The organism is Methylomonas koyamae (genome assembly GCF_001644025.1).
GTDB lineage: Bacteria > Pseudomonadota > Gammaproteobacteria > Methylococcales > Methylomonadaceae > Methylomonas > Methylomonas koyamae_A.
Map to the genome: position 1 here is coordinate 16,481 of NZ_LUUK01000172.1, position 16,795 is coordinate 33,275.

General features: G+C 61.4%; 11 protein-coding genes. 7 read left to right on the plus strand and 4 right to left on the minus strand.

Annotation, left to right across the window (positions count from 1 at the left end; all coding sequences use genetic code 11):
• Nucleotides 1-181 precede the first annotated feature (181 nt).
• From A1355_RS13120 to A1355_RS13130, 4 genes are all read right to left on the minus strand, one after another.
• Nucleotides 182-3,214 (minus strand): DEAD/DEAH box helicase, encoded by a 3,033-nt coding sequence (locus A1355_RS13120; RefSeq protein WP_064028817.1) that lies wholly within the window; start codon nucleotides 3,212-3,214, stop codon nucleotides 182-184.
• Nucleotides 3,215-3,365: 151 nt separating this feature from the next.
• Nucleotides 3,366-3,512, minus strand: a complete 147-nt coding sequence (locus A1355_RS24610; protein WP_231883664.1) for a type II toxin-antitoxin system HicA family toxin — start codon at nucleotides 3,510-3,512, stop codon at nucleotides 3,366-3,368.
• 62 nt (nucleotides 3,513-3,574) lie between these two features.
• Nucleotides 3,575-3,784 (minus strand): type II toxin-antitoxin system HicB family antitoxin, encoded by a 210-nt coding sequence (locus tag A1355_RS13125; protein ID WP_064028819.1) that lies wholly within the window; start codon nucleotides 3,782-3,784, stop codon nucleotides 3,575-3,577.
• An 828-nt stretch (nucleotides 3,785-4,612) separates the two neighbouring features.
• The gene (locus tag A1355_RS13130) at nucleotides 4,613-9,925 is read right to left on the minus strand and encodes a RecQ family ATP-dependent DNA helicase (RefSeq protein WP_082885533.1); all 5,313 of its coding nucleotides are present in this window, start codon (nucleotides 9,923-9,925) and stop codon (nucleotides 4,613-4,615) included.
• Between the two features lie 195 nt (nucleotides 9,926-10,120).
• Here A1355_RS13130 and A1355_RS13135 point away from each other — a divergent pair, with 195 nt between their 5' ends.
• The 7 genes from A1355_RS13135 (at nucleotide 10,121) to A1355_RS13165 (ending at nucleotide 16,790) form a co-directional block, all read left to right on the plus strand.
• Nucleotides 10,121-11,230: a sensor histidine kinase gene (locus A1355_RS13135; protein ID WP_064028821.1), complete on the plus strand. Its 1,110-nt coding sequence runs from the start codon at nucleotides 10,121-10,123 to the stop codon at nucleotides 11,228-11,230.
• Between the two features lie 2 nt (nucleotides 11,231-11,232).
• A complete protein-coding gene (locus tag A1355_RS13140; RefSeq protein ID WP_064028823.1) occupies nucleotides 11,233-11,649 on the plus strand; it encodes a response regulator in 417 nt (138 codons plus the stop codon).
• A complete protein-coding gene (locus A1355_RS13145) occupies nucleotides 11,646-12,989 on the plus strand; it encodes a PAS domain S-box protein (RefSeq protein WP_064028825.1) in 1,344 nt (447 codons plus the stop codon). The genes A1355_RS13140 and A1355_RS13145 overlap by 4 nt, the downstream gene beginning before the upstream one ends.
• A 189-nt stretch (nucleotides 12,990-13,178) precedes the next feature.
• A complete protein-coding gene (rfbF, locus tag A1355_RS13150) occupies nucleotides 13,179-13,946 on the plus strand; it encodes a glucose-1-phosphate cytidylyltransferase (RefSeq protein ID WP_064028827.1) in 768 nt (255 codons plus the stop codon).
• Nucleotides 13,910-15,022 (plus strand): CDP-glucose 4,6-dehydratase, encoded by a 1,113-nt coding sequence (gene rfbG / locus A1355_RS13155; protein ID WP_231883663.1) that lies wholly within the window; start codon nucleotides 13,910-13,912, stop codon nucleotides 15,020-15,022. Before rfbF ends, rfbG begins: the two co-directional genes overlap by 37 nt.
• Nucleotides 15,019-15,570: a dTDP-4-dehydrorhamnose 3,5-epimerase gene (gene rfbC, locus A1355_RS13160; protein WP_064028829.1), complete on the plus strand. Its 552-nt coding sequence runs from the start codon at nucleotides 15,019-15,021 to the stop codon at nucleotides 15,568-15,570. Before rfbG ends, rfbC begins: the two co-directional genes overlap by 4 nt.
• On the plus strand, nucleotides 15,567-16,790 hold the full coding sequence (locus A1355_RS13165) for a class I SAM-dependent methyltransferase (RefSeq protein WP_157197874.1): 1,224 nt from the start codon (nucleotides 15,567-15,569) through the stop codon (nucleotides 16,788-16,790). The genes rfbC and A1355_RS13165 overlap by 4 nt, the downstream gene beginning before the upstream one ends.
• Nucleotides 16,791-16,795: the final 5 nt, after the last annotated feature.

Consider the following 16,795-nt stretch of genomic DNA (forward strand, 5'->3'; position numbering starts at 1 on the left):
AGTCGGCGTATGCCCCCTTGGTCCGGACAACCCGCACAGCTCGGAAAACCGCATTGGCGTGAGAATCGATGTCGGAATCGGCTATCGCGACGTTGAGCATCCACTGATCGGAACGGCGCCAAATGCCTTGCTCTTAGCGCATTGAGCCTAGTTTCGTCCGGTCCGGCCGGGTGGGCGACCGTCAAGTCGCGGCATCGATGAAGCGCTCCGCGTCCGCGGCGACCTGTCGCAGCAGCGGCTCCGGAACCCAAGGGCTTAAGCTTAGCGATACGGCTTGCACAATCAACGCAACCTGTTCGGCCGTCAGCGACGCGCGCGGCACAATGTCGGCGTAAAGCCAGATCGCCGCTTCGTTGGGCGGCGGCGCGCGGTCCGCCCCGGCCAGCGCGGCGACCTTGTCGAGCAGGGCTAACGCCAGCAAATCCATCACGCCGGCCGTGCATTGTTGTTCCAACAACACTTGCGCCGAGCGCAGTTTTTGCAAGGCCGTTTCATGCAACGGATTGACGGGCGCGGGCTCGGCGGCGGCCTCGTACACGGCCCGCGTTTCGGCCAATGGCGAGGCGGAGCCCAACCGCTGCAAACTACGCCAGGTACGGCGGTCGATCACCGCGACCGGCAAACCGCCGTCAGACACGTTTTCGGCGGCCTCTTCGTCGCCTTCCCGCCAGCTTTCGACCACGACCAGCAAGCCGCCGGCCTTGGCGAGCACGCGTTCGATGCGCGATCCAAAGGCGGTCTGGATGCCGGCCACGGCCAGCCTTACGCTGTCTTCGTCGTCGGCACCAGTTTCGAGCGGCACATGGACGGCGGCCGGACGCGGCGGTTCCGCTTCGGTTTCCGGAACCGCCCGCGGCTCGGGCGTTTCCACCCTGGCCGCATCGTCGGCCGGCGGGCCGCCCGCCAGATCGTCGATCAGGGTTTCCAGCATTTTCTTGGTCAGGCCGACCACGTCCTCGCTGGCGTCCGGCTCGATGACGTTGTCGAACAAATCGCGTTTGCCCTTCACCAATTGCGCGACGCGCTGTTCGTAAGAATCCTCGGCCAGTAAAATGAAAATCTGCACCTTGTGTTTCTGGCCCAGGCGGTGAATCCTGGCGATGCGTTGATCGAGGATCGCCGGGTTCCACGGCATGTCCAGATTGATCAGCACCGTGGCTTCCTGCAGATTCAAACCGGTGGCGCCGGCATCGGTGGAAATGAACACCTGCACGGAATCGTCGCCACGAAAACGCTCCATCAACTCGCCACGCCGGTTGCTCGGCACGCCGCCGTGCAAACGCACGCAGCCCAGGCCCATGCCGCGCACCAGCGACTCGACCATCTCGGTCATCAGCGCCCATTGCGAAAACACCACGGCCTTGCGGTTGCTTTGCAGACACAGTTCTTCCAGCAGCCGCGCCAGTTCGTCGAGTTTCGGCGAACCGACGGTTTCCTTGTCCACCAGTCCCGCCGCGTTGCAAGCCATCCGCGCTTGTTGCAAGGCCGCCAACAACCGATTGCTTTCGCCCGGCGTCAGCGGCCGGCGCTTGGCGATCTGCGCGAGCTGGCCGGCGGCGGTCAGCGCCGAGCCGTGCAACTCCTGTTGCTTGTCGTTCATCGCAATGTCCAGCGTCACTTCGGTGCGATCCGGCAACTGGTCGGCGACCAGTTTGCGGTCGCGGCGCAGCAACACCGGCGCGATGCGGCGGCGCAGCTCCGACAGGTTGCGGTAGCCGATGACCTTGCCGCGTTCGTCGGTGACGTGAAAATCCAGCAGACAGCGCCACAGCGGCCCCAACACTCGCGCGTCCACCAACTGCAGCAGACTGTACAAATCTTCCAGGCGGTTTTCCAGCGGCGTGCCGCTGAGCACGAACACGTAGCGAGCCGGAATCAGTTTGACGGTCGAAGCCAGTTTGGTACGCCAATTCTTGATGCGCTGGGCTTCGTCGAGGATCAGCAAATCCGGCTTGAGCGCTTCGCCGATCAAGCTCAGGTCGCGCAGCACCAATTCGTAATTGAGGATGAAAAAGCTCGCATCGGCGCGGTATTGCACGCCGCGCTGCTCCGGGCCGCCGCTGACGATTTGGGTGGAAAGTCCGGTGAACTTGGCGATTTCCCGCGCCCACTGGTGTTTCAACGACGCCGGGCAAACCACCAGGATGCGTTTGACGCCTTCATGCTCGGCCAACCAACTGCCGGCGGCGATGGCTTGCAGCGTCTTGCCCAATCCCATGTCGTCGGCCAACAAGGCCCGGCCGCGCGAAGCCAGAAACGCCACGCCGTCGACCTGATACGGAAACAGTTTGACCTTCAGCCCCGGCAGCACGCCGTTGCCCTGCTGGATTTGCCGGGTGATGTCCTGGCCGCGCAAGGCTTGCGCCGCGTCTTCGGCGCATTGCTGGGCGTAACGTACCGTGTCGTCGCCCAGCAGGAAGTCGTCGCGACCGTAAACGAGTTGCGAGCAGCGGAAGAAATCCTCCGGCAAGCGCCCCGAGAAGCGGTCTTGTTCGTCGAAGAACTCGGCCAGCAACACCGCCAAGTCTTCGGCCATATCGGCGCGGCGCTGCAGTTTCAGCACCGGCCGGGTCGCCGATTCCCAGGCCAAATAAACGAAGGACAGCGGGCAACCGGCGTCCTTCAAACGTTGGTAATGCGGTTGCTTGCGAGCATGATGCAGCACTGCCTCGATGTGCTTGCAGGTGCCGAGCCGGTTGCTGGCTAGATCGGGGCAAGTACAGTAATTGACGCGCTGATCCAGCGAGCGAATCTGCACCTGATAGGAACGCTGCCAATGCGTCGCCGACACCAACGACGTGGCCTGCCAGATGCCGAAACCCAGATTGCCGCTCAGCAATTTGACCCGGACTTCGTTCCGGCCCTTTTTAACGCGCTCCTGGATCGCCTCGTCCACCGCGCTATCCAGACCGGTGGTGTCGATAGTCGCGAATTGGTCGGCATAGGCATACAACGCCGCGACGGCATGGACACAGACTGTGGCTTCGGGGTGGCAATCGCAACCCACCAGCAAATTACCGTCGGCATCGGCCGCGAGCTCCAGCCAATATTGCTCGCCGTTTTCGTCCTCGACCTGAGCCGTCAGCCGACCCTCTTCCAGTCTAACGCCGATCACCCGGTTGTCGTTGAAATAGCGCAAACCTTGCTTGACCAAGTCTTCCGAGGCGATGGCGTGCAAACGGTCGGTGTCGTAGAGGTAAATGTCGTTGTCCATGACGGGTCCGCGGCTGGCAAAATTGCCCCGATTTTACCGCCAAGCGGCGGGAAGATGAAATTCAAACGGGGGGTACGGCGTATTCCCCGAAAAAGAAGCGCGGTGCGCCGCCTACGGAACTATAGGATGTCCGCTTCGAGCGCCGAGAAGGTTACAGATCATCTGGAGATAGGCCAGTATGCTTTGCAACGCGCGCCAGCATTTTGGGGCCGATTTCATCGCCATCATGGAAGGCGAAAACAAAATCGTGCCAGCCATTACGGGTAAGTGTTCTATGCGAACCGGATTGTCGTTTGATCTACCAACCGAGTCGGAGCAGCGCCGCGAGAAGACGCTTTGCTTTGACCGATGGTCATTGGCTCATGCCGCAATCGGAACGGTAATATTGATGGAGCAGGGGCGGCTCTCGTTGTTTTCGAGCCGTTCAGCAATCACGCGAAGGGCGAGAACTTCAACTTTGGACACCGCTTCCAGCGAAGATGTGCCGTAAGCAAGGACACCCGGCAACTCCAAGACCTCCGCCAACCAACGGCCATCAGATTCTTGCTCCAGTTCAATGGTGAAATTCATTTTGCCCTCCTGCTCAATTCATACGGATGGCTTAATTCTACTCCCAAATTGCTATAACCCTAACCTTGGCGTTGCACGTAAACGTGGCATCAAAAGGCGTCTATCTATCCAACTTTTTCAACACCGCAAAAGTCCGAGTTCCGCATCGTCAACGCCGCAAAAGGTATGAGGTACGTACCCTACGGGACTGGCCCGCAGGGCGAAAACCAAGGACGGTTTTCGTAGCGAAAGTATCGCGGTTGCCGGTCCGCGAACCGGCGTTAAATTGGGCTTCGCGGAAGCGAAACGATTAAAACAAAAGCATTTGAATCAAAAACATGCGTCCGATTACGCTGGCGCTAATCGGACCTACGCGGACTTACGATGGAGGGCCTAGAAAATAAAGTATTGACCATAATACTGCACAGGTTAGACAAAAAAGGCCATATGTGATGACAACAAGCCGCATTCCACCACGCCATCCAAGTAACCTGCCTTCCTTGTTGGAGATTCGGTTGCTGAAAAACCAACCGCCCAGGCCCAGGTGTAAAACAAAGCTATAAAGCAGACTTAGACCGATAGGTAACGAAACATCCCAGATATTTGATGCAGCACGTCCGAGCGCGATTATAAAAAGCATCAACAAGGAAAACAAAAAGGAGTGCGTCCAGCTAACAACGGAGCCATGCATAATTCTGGCAGAAAGCTTGAGATAAGCTGAATACCAAATAGTGAACAGAACGATTGATATCAAAGGGATTATTAACTGCATGTGATTCCTGTTTGCCCAACAAGTAATTAGATAGTTTCCTTATATCATCCCCGATATTCCGCGGGCAACACAACCCATCAACTAACCCAATACTCAATCTCAACCAACACCACCTCCCACCTCTCGCACCGCAATTCACCCGAATCCCCCGGCTTCCGCTGCCGAGCCAAAATCCCAGCAACGCGAACCGCGACGATAGTGCCTTGCGGCGGAACGAAGGCCTGCGCCATGCGGGTGACGGTTGTGCCGTTGGCGTCGGCGAGTTCCCAGCCGAGTTTGCCGTCGCCGCGTGGGCGCAGGGTTAGCGGGTCGCCGTAGTCCAAGGCGGCGATGGCGCGGTGGATGGCATGGTTGGCGGCGAAGTAGCCGGGCCAGGACAGGACGACCTGTTCCGGACCGGCCAGCCAGCGACGTTGCCGGGTTTCCGGGATTTCGCTGACCGATTCGACGCTGCTGGTCAGGCACAGCGGCGCGCAGTCGGCGATGAAGGCGTGGCGGCCGCCTAGTCTTTGGCACAGGGTCAAGGTCTGGCGGGCGCGGGTCATTGCTACGTAGAACAGGCGGCGTTCGTCGTCGCTGGTCTGTTGCCAGCCGCCGGCATCCAGGATCAGGACGTGGTCGAATTCCAAACCCTTGGCGCGGTGGGCGGTCAGCAGCAATAGCGGTGCGTGCGGGCCGTCGGCGAAACGGGCTTGGCGACCGCTGCCGAATTCGTAGAGGGCTTCGATCAGGTCGGCGGCGACTAAGCGGCCCTGCCCCCTCACCCCCGGCCCCTCCCGGCAACCGTTCCGGACGTTGCTCTCACTCCTGCTTCCTTTCAGTCGTCCCCCAGGGAGAGGGGAGATGAAAGGCACGTTGTCTGTAGAACTCACTTCGGCGTCTGCGATGAATTGTGCCAACATCGCCCGGTAGGGATGGCTGATAGCCTCGGTAACCGACTGGCCGTAGCGGCGGCGAAACCAGCGGGATAGGGAGCCCGGGCGTATCAATACGCGCCGGCTACTGCTCTCCCGGCGGCGTCCCTCTTTTGGCAAGCGCCCTTCGACTGGCTCAGGGCGAACGGATTTCCGGGACTGACCCGACAGCAAAGCCAACAACGCCGCCCCTTCGCGAGTGCCGTGCAAGGCCGGCAACTCGTCGTCGCGCAGCATTCGGGCCGGAATTGCCTGACTGCGGCACAGCGCTGCCAAGGGTTCCAGGGCTTGCCAGTGACGGGCGATCACCGCGAAGCGGCCCCAATGAGCAGGGCGTTCGCCAAAACGCAACGCGTTCAAGCGCTTCAATTCGGCCAGCGCTGCCGCCAATTCCGCGCCGGTTGACGACGGGGTTTTCAGGATATGCACCCGGCCCAGTGTCAACGGGTCCAGCGCCTCGAATTCGCCGCCGGCCGACTGGTCGCGGCGGAAGTGGTCGACGCGGATAAGCTGCTCGCGCTTCATGCGTTCCTTGGCGCCAGTTATGACGCGGTTGGCGCAGGCGATGATCTGCCCGGTGGAGCGGTAATTTTCCACCAGGTAACACACCTTGGCCTGATAATCGACTTCGAACTGGCGGATGAAACGCACGTTGGCGGCATTGAAGGCGTAGATGTTTTGATCGTCGTCGCCGACCGCCATCAAGGTCAATTTATCGTCGGCACCGCTCAAGGTTCGGCCGGCAAGAGCACTGATCAAGTCGTAATGGTCGGCGTTGATGTCCTGGTACTCGTCAACCAACACGTAACGCAAGCCGGCCAGCAAACGGTCGCGGCGCGCCGAGGCGCCGGCTTCTTCATTTTCATCGGCGCGGCGCAAGTTGGCGGCGGCGTTTTTGATCACCGCGGCAAAGTCCACCACTTCGCCGCGCTCGGCGGCCACCGCGCAACTGGTGCCGGTCAGGCGCAGGGCCAGGGTGTGCAGGGTTTGCACGGTGACGCCGGCGGCATCGGCGCCGGCCAAGGCCCACAGCCTGCGGCGTATTTCAACCGCCGCCGCCCGATTGTAAGTCAGCACCATGATCGCATCCGGCGCGACCAGCGCCTCGCGCAGCAGCCAGGCCACGCGATGGACGATAACCTTAGTCTTGCCGGCGCCGGGTCCGGCCAGCACCAGTAAATTGGCGTCCGGCGGCGCGGCGACGATGGCTTGCTGCTCGGGATTTTTCAGGTCGGTGAGGATGCGGCGGTGGGCGGCCTCGCTGGTTGCCATTTCCAGGATGTCCTCGCGGCCGGCGAAATAGCGGCGCACGAATTCGGCCCGTTCCATACCAAAGTAATCGACGATGAAACTCATCGCCGCCTGGATCTTGCCCAGCGCCAGCTTGGCGTATTCGGCCATCACGTGCACCTGGATGATCTTGTCCTTGTAATGCAAAGCCAGCTCGGCGTAATCGGCATTCTTAAACTGGCGGCGGCGCGCCTCGGGATTCAGTTGAATATGCATCGCCGAACGGAAAATCGCCTTGCCGCGCGCCAAGTGCAAGACCTCGTTGGCGTCCAGATACAGCAACGCGGCGGCCAGCGCCCGTTGCCAGTCGCTGATTTCCAGGTCTTGCAAGGTCAAATCGCTTTGCAAGGCGGCTTCCAACACGCCCTGTTTGCAGGTCACCAACAGATTGTTGCCCTGGCGCAGCCCGGCGAAATAGCCGACCAGGGCCTGAGCCAGCCGCATGCGCTTGGCGCGGATGTGCTCGATTTGCCGCCAGTCGCGCAACAGCTTGACGTAGCGGTGGTCCGGGCCGCCGGGGCGCAACGCAAAAAAGCCGCGCCGGGATTTGTCGCCGTCGTCGCCGAAAGTTTCGGCAAAAGCTTTCAGCAAGCGGGTCAAACGATCCGGTTCCAATTCGACGCCGGCGTCGCGGCGCAAGGTGTCGCACAAGCGGCGCATTTGCAGCATCTGCCATTGTTCCAGATCTGCATCCGGCGCGGCTTCGCGTAGGCAGTTGACCAGCGCGTCCTCCAGTTTGACAAGGTCGGCCAGCCTATCGACGGTGTCCGGGTCGCGGTAAAAGCTCACGCCGATTTCAGCGTCGTTGGACACCAGCTTGAAGCGATCCAAATCGCGGAGCAGGTTTTGCACCACCTGCGCCGGCTGGCCGGTGGCCAATATCAGGTCGTCGGTGCTGATGCCTTCGTCGTCGCCGGCGTTGAGCAATTCCGCGAGCACGGCCAGATAAGGTTCGGGATCGGCGTTGGGCCCTAGCTTTTGCTTCAACAATAATCCGGCTTCGTCCAGCGTCGCGACTTGCAAACAGCCTGGAAACACCCGGGTATGGTTTTCCTGGCGCTCCAGCAACCGCGCCTCTTCCAGCCAGGCCACGGCGATGCGCACCTTGGTGTCGGCATCGGCGGCGTCGGGGTCGATGCCATGCTTGTCGGGGATTTCTAAAAGGATTTCGCCGCTGGTGACGACTACGCTGCCCTCGCTCCTGTCCTTGCGTTCGATGCTGCGCAGGGCTTTGAGAATCGCGTAAATGTCCTGCTGGGTCAGCCTGGAATTACGCAACAAGCGAAACTGCACGTCCAGGTCGGCGTCGTCGTACAGCAAGATGCAGCGCGCCGGCGCCTGATCGCGGCCGGCGCGGCCGGCTTCCTGCAAATAATTTTCCAGCGAGCCGGGGGTATCGAGATGAATCACTAGCCGCACGTCGGCCTTGTCCACGCCCATCCCAAAAGCATTGGTCGCGGCGATGACCCGCAACTCGCCGGCGATGAAGGCTTCCTGCATCCGCCGCTTATGTTCGGGCGGCATGCCGCCGTGGAACTGGCCGCAGTCCAGGCCGGCCTGAGTCAAGAACTCGGCCATTTCCTCGACGGTTTTCTGCCGGGCGCAAAACACGATGGCGCCGCCGTCACCGCGCAAGGCTGCTTCCAGCAAACTCAACACCGCCGGGTATTTGGCCTGGGCCGGCACCGCGTGGACTTCGTAGTTCAAGTTGTCGCGACTGACCCCGCCGCTCAGCACCGCCAACTCCATGTCCAGCCGCTGCTTGAAATGGCCGACGATGTCGGCGACCACGTCGGGCTTGGCGGTGGCGGTAAAGCAGAATACCGGCGACGGTTTATCCTTCTGCCGCGATTTGATGAAGCGCGACACGTACAGATAATCCGGGCGGAAGTCGTGCCCCCATTTGGACAAGCAATGCGCCTCGTCGAACACCCAGGCGCCGACATCGCGGTGAGCCAGGGCGTTGGCAAAGGCGCTGCTGCGGAATTGCTCGGGTGCGACGAAGATCAATCCCAAATCGCCCAAGCGCAGTTTGTCGAGCACGACCCGCCGCTCCAACGGGTTGAGCAGGCTGTTCAAATAGCCGGCGCAGGCGATGCCGCGCGCTTCCAGATTATCGACCTGATCCTTCATCAACGATTGCAGCGGCGAAATCACCACGGTCAGGCTGCCGCTCCGGTAATAGCGGGCCAGGGCCGGCAACTGGTAACACAGCGACTTGCCTCCGCCGGTCGGCAAAATCGCCAGCATCGGCCGACCGGCGAAACCGTGCTCGACGATGGTTTGCTGCAAGGAGCGGCCGTCGGCGGTGGTGGGCGTGGCGCGAAAATCCGGGATGCCGGCGAAGTAGCGCGCCAGCAGTTTTTTCAAGTCGTGCTGTTCGCTACACCAAGCGCAAGCCGGATCGCCGCAGGGCACGTCGCGCAGTTGGCTAATCAGGATTTTGGTTCGAGGAAACTGGCTGCCGACCCAGGGCGGCAATACCGAATTGCCACCGGCCACCCGCAGCCAGGCCAGCACGTAGGCCAGCGGCTTGTGCCAATTCGCATCGGGGAAACAATCTTCGGCGACGCGGTGTTGGGCGTTGCTGCAAACCTTGCCGGTGGTCGCTTTCAACCAGGCCGCCTGGGCTTGCGCCAAGGTCGGCCTTAGCGCATTGCGCAAGGTCGCGAAGAAACTGGCGACGCCGCGTCCGCTTTCCGGCGCCAACAAAAAATGCAAACACAGCATTTCATCCGGCTGATCGGCAACCCGTTGCAACAAGGCCTCGCGCTGCTCCAGAAACAGCTCGTAAGCCAGTTCGGCGTCGCGTACCGGATCGTTGCGGGTCGTCGTGCAGAGTTTGTAATCCTTGACCAGCCGATGGTAAGGATTCTGCGGGAAAGCCACCGGCGACAGTTCCAGGGTATCGACCAGCGGCAGTTGATGAAGAGACAGATCCGGATGCAACAGCGCCAAGGCCGGCTGGTCGAAGGCGACGACGTTATGCCCCAACACAAACGCCGCGCCTAGACTGATGTCGTCCAGCCGCGCGCTCAAGTCCTTAGCCTTGCCGGAAATGCGCAGTTTCGCGCCGGTATCCGGGCGAACGGCGCCGATTTCGCGCAGATGCAAGCTATCCTGGCGGGCGGTTTCGATGTCCAGGCACAGGCAGCGGGGTTTAAGAGGATGGGAAGCGAATGTCATCGGGTCGGATTGTAATAGACGGTTTCGGCACTACTTTAGTACAGCAACGCCGGTACGCGCGACAGTACCGGCGCACTCTTTCACACGGCCGGACAGACGCGCGCCAGCCGGAGACAGTTTTAGAGAATGCTTATTTTCTCTGAATTTATTGTATGATCCTGGCCCTTACCGTCGGCAGGACCGAGGAGCATCCGCATGATTGCCGCTAGAAATATCTTGAACGGACACGACGCCGGCTGGCTGATGGAGATCGCCGCCGACGCGATGTTGGTTGCCGACACGGACGGCCGGATTCTGCTCGCCAATCCGGCGGCGGAACGCCTGTTCGGCTACGGCACCGACGAATTCACCCGGTTGACCGTCGAAGACCTGATCCCGCGCCGCTTCCGTCTCGCGCACACCGAAAAGCGCGCCGCTTACGCCGAGCATCCAGAATACCGCAAAATGGGCAGCGGTCTAACGCTGTGCGGACTGCGCAAGGACGGCAGCGAATTCGCCACCGACATTAGCATTACCCCGATCGAAAGCGGCCGCGTGCTGGCCACCGTGTACGACATCACGCCGCGCAAACAACTGGAAGAACAAAAACTACGCATGATCCACGAACTGGAAAGCGTCAATGAGGAATTGAAGAATTTCGCCTACGTGGTCTCTCACGATCTGAAAGCGCCGTTGCGCGCGATCGGCTCGCTGGCCGACTGGATTGCCGCCGACCAGTCCGAACGCCTGGATGCCGAAGGCCAGGAACACTTACGTCTGTTGATTCAGCGGGTGCGCCGATTGGACGGCTTGATCGACGGCGTGCTGCGCTATTCGCGGATCGGCCGTATCCACGAGGCGGTCAGCTCCGTCGATTTCAACGAATTGGCGCGCGAGGTGATCGATGCGCTGGCCCCGCCGTCCCACATCGCGGTCTCGGTCGGGACCGATCTGCCGACGCTGGCCGTCGAACGCACCGGCATGCAGCAGGTCCTGCAAAACCTGCTGTCCAATGCGATCCGTTATCTGGACAAACCCGAAGGCCGCATCGCCATCGACTGCGCCGAACAGCCCGACGCTTGGCAATTCAGCGTCGCCGACAACGGCCCCGGCATCGCCGAGCGCCACTTCGAACGCATCTTTCAATTGTTCCAAACCCTCCACCCGCGCGACCGGGTGGAAAGTACCGGCGTCGGGCTGTCCATCGTCAAAAAAATCGTCGAACAAAGCGGCGGACGGGTCTGGCTCGACTCCGAGCCCGGCCAGGGCAGTATCTTTTATTTCACGGTACCCAAACAAGCACCCGCAACCCAATTGAACCCGTAACCATGAGAATCAAGAGCAATCCCATCCTTCTGGTGGAAGACGACAGCGTGGACGCGATGACGGTCAAGCGCGCCTTGAAAGAGCTGCATGTCTCCAACCCACTGACCCACGTCGAAAACGGCGAGGAAGCCCTGGCGCACCTTCAGGATGCCAGTCAAGAACAACCCTGTTTGATTCTGCTGGACTTGAACATGCCGGTGATGAACGGCATCGAGTTTCTGCATGCCGTCAAATCGCTGCCCGAACTCAAACGCATCCCGGTCGTCGCGTTGACCACCTCCGACGAACAGGAAGACAAGGTGGAAAGTTTCGAGTTGGGCGTGGCCGGCTACATGCGCAAGCCGGTCGAATACCAGCAATTCGTCGAGATCGTACGCGCCATCGACGCCTATTGGACGATCAGCGAGTCGCCGCTATGACCGATTTAAACGGTAAACCGGTCATCCGTCTGCTGTTGGTGGAAGACGACCAAATCGACCGGATGGCTTGCAAGCGAGCGCTAGCCCAACACCACGACTGCGAGTTCGTATTGTTCGAAGCCGAAACCGGCAACCAGGGCTTGAAGCTGGCGCGCGACGAGAAGATCGACTGCATCCTGCTCGACTACCATTTGCCCGATTTGAGCGGGGTCGAGTTTCTGTCCGAATTGGCCGAAGCATCCGGCGAACTGCCGATGCCGGTGGTGATGCTGACCGGCTCGGATAATGCCATGATCGCGGTGGACGCCTTAAAACTGGGCGCCCGCGATTACGTCGTGAAAGGCTCCAACGCCAACGGCGAAACGCTGCAATGGCTGCCGGCGGTGGTGATGCGGGCGATGCGCGAACAACAAGCCTTGCTGGATAAAACCGAAGCCGTCGAACAATTGCGCGAAGCGGAAGCCAAATACCGCTGCCTGATCGAGCAAATGCCGGCCATCACCTATATCGCCTCGCTGGATACGCCGGGCAAACTGCTGTACGTCAGCCCACAGATCCGGCAACTGGGTTTCGCGCCGGACAGCTGGCTGGAAGGTAGCGACGGCTTCTTAAAACGGGTGCATGCCGAAGACCGCGATGCCGTCGTCGAAGCTTATTCCGCGACCTACGAACACTATACCCCGCTGCATTGCGAATACCGTTTGCTTAACGATAACGGTCAAGCCCGTTGGTTTTTGGACGAAGCCAAGGTGGTCCGCGACGAAGCGCGCGGCGCGCTGTGTTTGCAAGGTCTGTTGATCGACGTGACCGCCGATAAGGAAACCGCTCAGGAATTGTATTACTACCGGCGCCGCCTGGAAGAACTGGTCGCGCAACGCACCGAGCAATTGGAAAAGCAAAGCGCGATTCTGGAGGCGGCCAATGCCCGCATGGACCACGAACTCTGCGAACGCAAGCGAGCCGAAGCGGCGTTGCGCGCCAGCGAAGCCCGTTTCCGGTTGTTGCTGGAGTCTGCCGGCGACGGCATCGTCGGCGTGGACGGCAAGGGTCTGTGCCACTTCGTCAATCCGGCGGCCCTGGCGATGCTCGGCTACAGTCAACAGGAACTGCTCGGCCAGAACGCTTGTACCACGATCCACGGCGATACGTCGGTCGCCGAAGAGCAATGCGGCATTTACGCCGCCTGCCACGACGGCACGCCTCGCCACGGCACCGACCTGTTCCGGCGCAAGGACGGCAGCACGTTTACCGTGGAATGCTCCGCCCACCCGATGCACGTCGACGGCAAACTGGTCGGCGCGGTGTTGACCTTTCGGGAACTGAGCCCGCCCGGCGCTTAGCGCCGATCCGGCGACGCGCCTGGCATCCCAAAACGCTCCGCCACCGGAAACGCTCCATCCCGGCCGCCATAACCCGAATCCCTCCCAATTGCGGTATCATGGCCGCCGTTTAGCCGCCGGCCGGTTTGACCAATGCCGGCGCCGGAGCAGCGAGTAATCTCTTCCCGCCAACGCCTTAATCGAACTCCTATGAAAGCAGTCATACTGGCCGGCGGCCTCGGCACGCGGCTCAGCGAGGAATCGCATTTAAAGCCCAAACCGATGATAGAAATCGGCGGCCGGCCGATACTCTGGCACATCATGAAGCTGTTTTCACATTACGGCATCAACGAGTTCATCATCTGCCTGGGCTACAAGGGCTACGTGATCAAGGAATACTTCGCCAACTACTTCCTGCACATGTCCAACGTCACCTTCGATATGGCCGCCAATCGGATGGAAGTCCACCAACGCTACGCCGAACCCTGGCGCGTCACGCTGATCGATACCGGCGAAGCGACGATGACCGGCGGCCGCCTGAAACGGGTGCGCGATTACCTGGACGGCCAAGCCTTTTGTTTTACCTACGGCGACGGATTGTCCGACGTGGACATCGGCGCATTGATTGATTTCCACCGCCGCCACGGCAAATGGGCGACCGTCACCGCGATCCAGCCGCCCGGCCGCTACGGCGCGTTGGACATCGCCGACACCGCCGTGAAGGGCTTTCAGGAAAAGCCGGCCGGCGACGGCGCATGGATCAACGGCGGCTTTTTCGTCTTGGAGCCGGATATTTTCGAAGTCATCGATGGCGATCAAAGCAGTTGGGAAGGCCAACCGCTGGCCGATCTGGCCGCCAAGGACCAACTGCGCGCCTACAAGCACGCCGGCTTCTGGCAGGCGATGGATACCTTGCGCGACAAGACCCAATTGGAAGAACTGTGGCGCCTCGATCCGCCCTGGAAGGTTTGGGCATGACGCTGTTCAACGGCCAGTATCGCGGCCGGCGGGTGCTGGTTACAGGCCACACTGGTTTCAAGGGCAGCTGGCTGAGCCTGTGGTTGCGGGAACTGGGCGCCGAGCCGATCGGCCTGGCCTTGCCGCCGGAAACCGCGCCCAACCATTGGCAGCTACTCGGCCTGGACATGGTCGAATACCTTCAGGATATGCGCGTCAGCGCGGCGGTGGCCGAAATCGTCGCCGATGTCCAACCCGACATCGTCTTTCATTTGGCCGCGCAACCCTTGGTACGGCGCGGCTACCGGCAACCGCTGGACACCTGGACCAGCAACGTCGTCGGCAGCGCCAATCTGTTGGAGGCCTGCCGCCACGTGCCGGCGGTGAAAGCCATCGTCGTCGTCACCACCGACAAGTGTTATCAAAACCGCGAATGGCCGTGGGGCTATCGGGAAACCGATAGCCTAGGCGGCCACGACCCTTACAGCGCCTCCAAGGCAGCCGTGGAACTGTTGGCGGCCAGTTATCGCGATGCTTTTTTTCAACGCGCCGGTACGCCATTACTGGCCACGGCCCGCGCCGGCAACGTGATCGGCGGCGGCGATTGGTCGGAAGACCGGCTGATTCCGGATTTGGTCCGCGCCGTCGCTGCCGGCGAGACCCTGGAAATCCGCTCCCCGCAAGCCACCCGGCCCTGGCAACACGTGTTGGAATCGTTGAGCGGTTATCTGCTGCTGGGCCAACACTTGCTGGAGGAACGGCGCGATGCCGCCGACGCCTGGAACTTCGGCCCGGACGCCGAAGGCAACCGCAGCGTGGCCGACGTATTGACCGAGTTGCAGCGGCATTGGCCGGAACTGCACTGGCAAATCGGCAGCGATCCGCAACCGCACGAAGCCGGCCTACTGTATCTGGACAGCAGCAAGGCCAAAAGCCGACTCGATTGGCGGCCGGTTTGGCCGCTGGATACCGCGCTGGCCGCCACGGCAGCTTGGTACCAAGCGCCGCTGTCCGCCAAGCCGGCGGTCAGTCGGGCCCAATTGCAGGACTATTCGGCGGCGGCCAAGCAAGCAGGCATCGCCTGGGCACGCTCATGAAGCAGCTGCCGACCCCGCTGGCCGGCGTCGTCGTTGTCGAGACGCAAGCGTTTCAAGACTCGCGCGGCGGGTTCGCCCGCTGGTTTTGCGAGGACGAACTGGCGCAAGCGGTCGGCGCGCGCCGCATCGTCCAGATCAATCATTCGCTGACCCACTCGGTCGGCGCGGTGCGCGGCCTGCACTATCAGCGGCCGCCCCATGCCGAGACCAAACTGGTGCGCTGTTTGCGCGGCCGGGTCTGGGACGTGGTGCTGGATTTACGGACCGATTCGCCGACCTTCCTGCAATGGCACGCCGAGGAATTGAGCGCGGACAACGCCCGGATGCTGGTGATTCCGGAAGGCTGCGCCCACGGCTTTCAAGTCTTGGAAGCCGCCAGCGAACTGCTGTATCTGCATACCGCCGCCTATTGCCCCGAGGCCGAAGCCGGCGTCTCGCCGACCGACCCGGCCGTGCAAATCGCCTGGCCCTTACCGATCGGCGACTTATCCGCCAGAGACAGCCAACACCCCGCCCTGCCCCCCGACTTTCGCGGAATCGCCTTATGAACTGCCGCCACTGCCACGCGCCGCTCGAACACGTATTCCTAGACCTGGGTTTCGCACCGCCGTCGAACGCCTACTTGAATGCCGCCGACCTGAACAAGCCCGAACTGTATTACCCGCTGAAACTCTACGTCTGCGAACAATGCTGGCTGGTGCAAACCGAGGATTACGCGGCGGCCGAGCAATTGTTCGATCGCGACTACGCCTATTTTTCGTCGGTGTCGCAAAGCTGGCTGCGCCACGCCGCCGATTACTGCCAGACCATCCGCGAGCGCTTGGCGTTGGATGCCGACAGCCTGGTCATCGAAGTCGCCGCCAACGACGGTTATTTGCTGAAAAACTTCGTCGCCGCCGGCATTCCCTGCCTGGGCATTGAACCCACCGCCAGCACCGCCGCCGCCGCCGAAGCCCTGGGCATTCCGATTCTGCGCGAGTTTTTCGGCGACGCGCTAGCCCGCCGCCTGGCCGACCAGGGCCGACGCGCCGATCTGATCGTCGGCAACAATGTCTACGCCCACGTGCCGGACATCAACGACTTTACCGCCGGCCTCAAAACGGCGTCGAAACCGGCCGGCACGATTACGCTGGAATTTCCGCACCTGTTGCGGCTGATCGAATCGGCCCAGTTCGATACCGTGTACCACGAACACTATTCCTACCTGTCGCTGCAAACCGTCAGCCGCATCTTCGAACGGGCCGGCTTGCGGATTTGGGATGTCGAGGAATTGACCACCCACGGCGGCAGCCTGCGCATCTACGGCTGCCACGCCGAAGATGCGCGCGAGCCGACGGCGGCGGTCGCCAAGGTATTGGCCCACGAGCGCGACTTCGGCCTGGCCGACTTGACCGTTTACCGGGCGTTTCAGCCGCGCGCCGACCGCATCAAAAACGATTTGCTGGCCTTTCTGATCGAGCAACGCCGGCTCGGTCGGCGAGTCGCCGCCTACGGCGCGGCGGCCAAGGGCAACACCCTGCTGAACTATGCCGGCGTCAAACCGGATTTGCTGGCCTATGTCTGCGATGCCGCGCCGTCCAAGCAAGGTAAATTCCTACCCGGTTCGCACATCCCGATTCTGCCGCCGGCCGCGCTAGCGGAGCGCCAGCCGGACATCCTGCTGATTCTGCCGTGGAATATCCTCGCCGAAATCGTCGCCGATTACCGGCGAATCCGCGACTGGGGCGGGCAATTCGCGGTCGCGGTACCGGAACTGAGCGTGTTTTAGGCCGC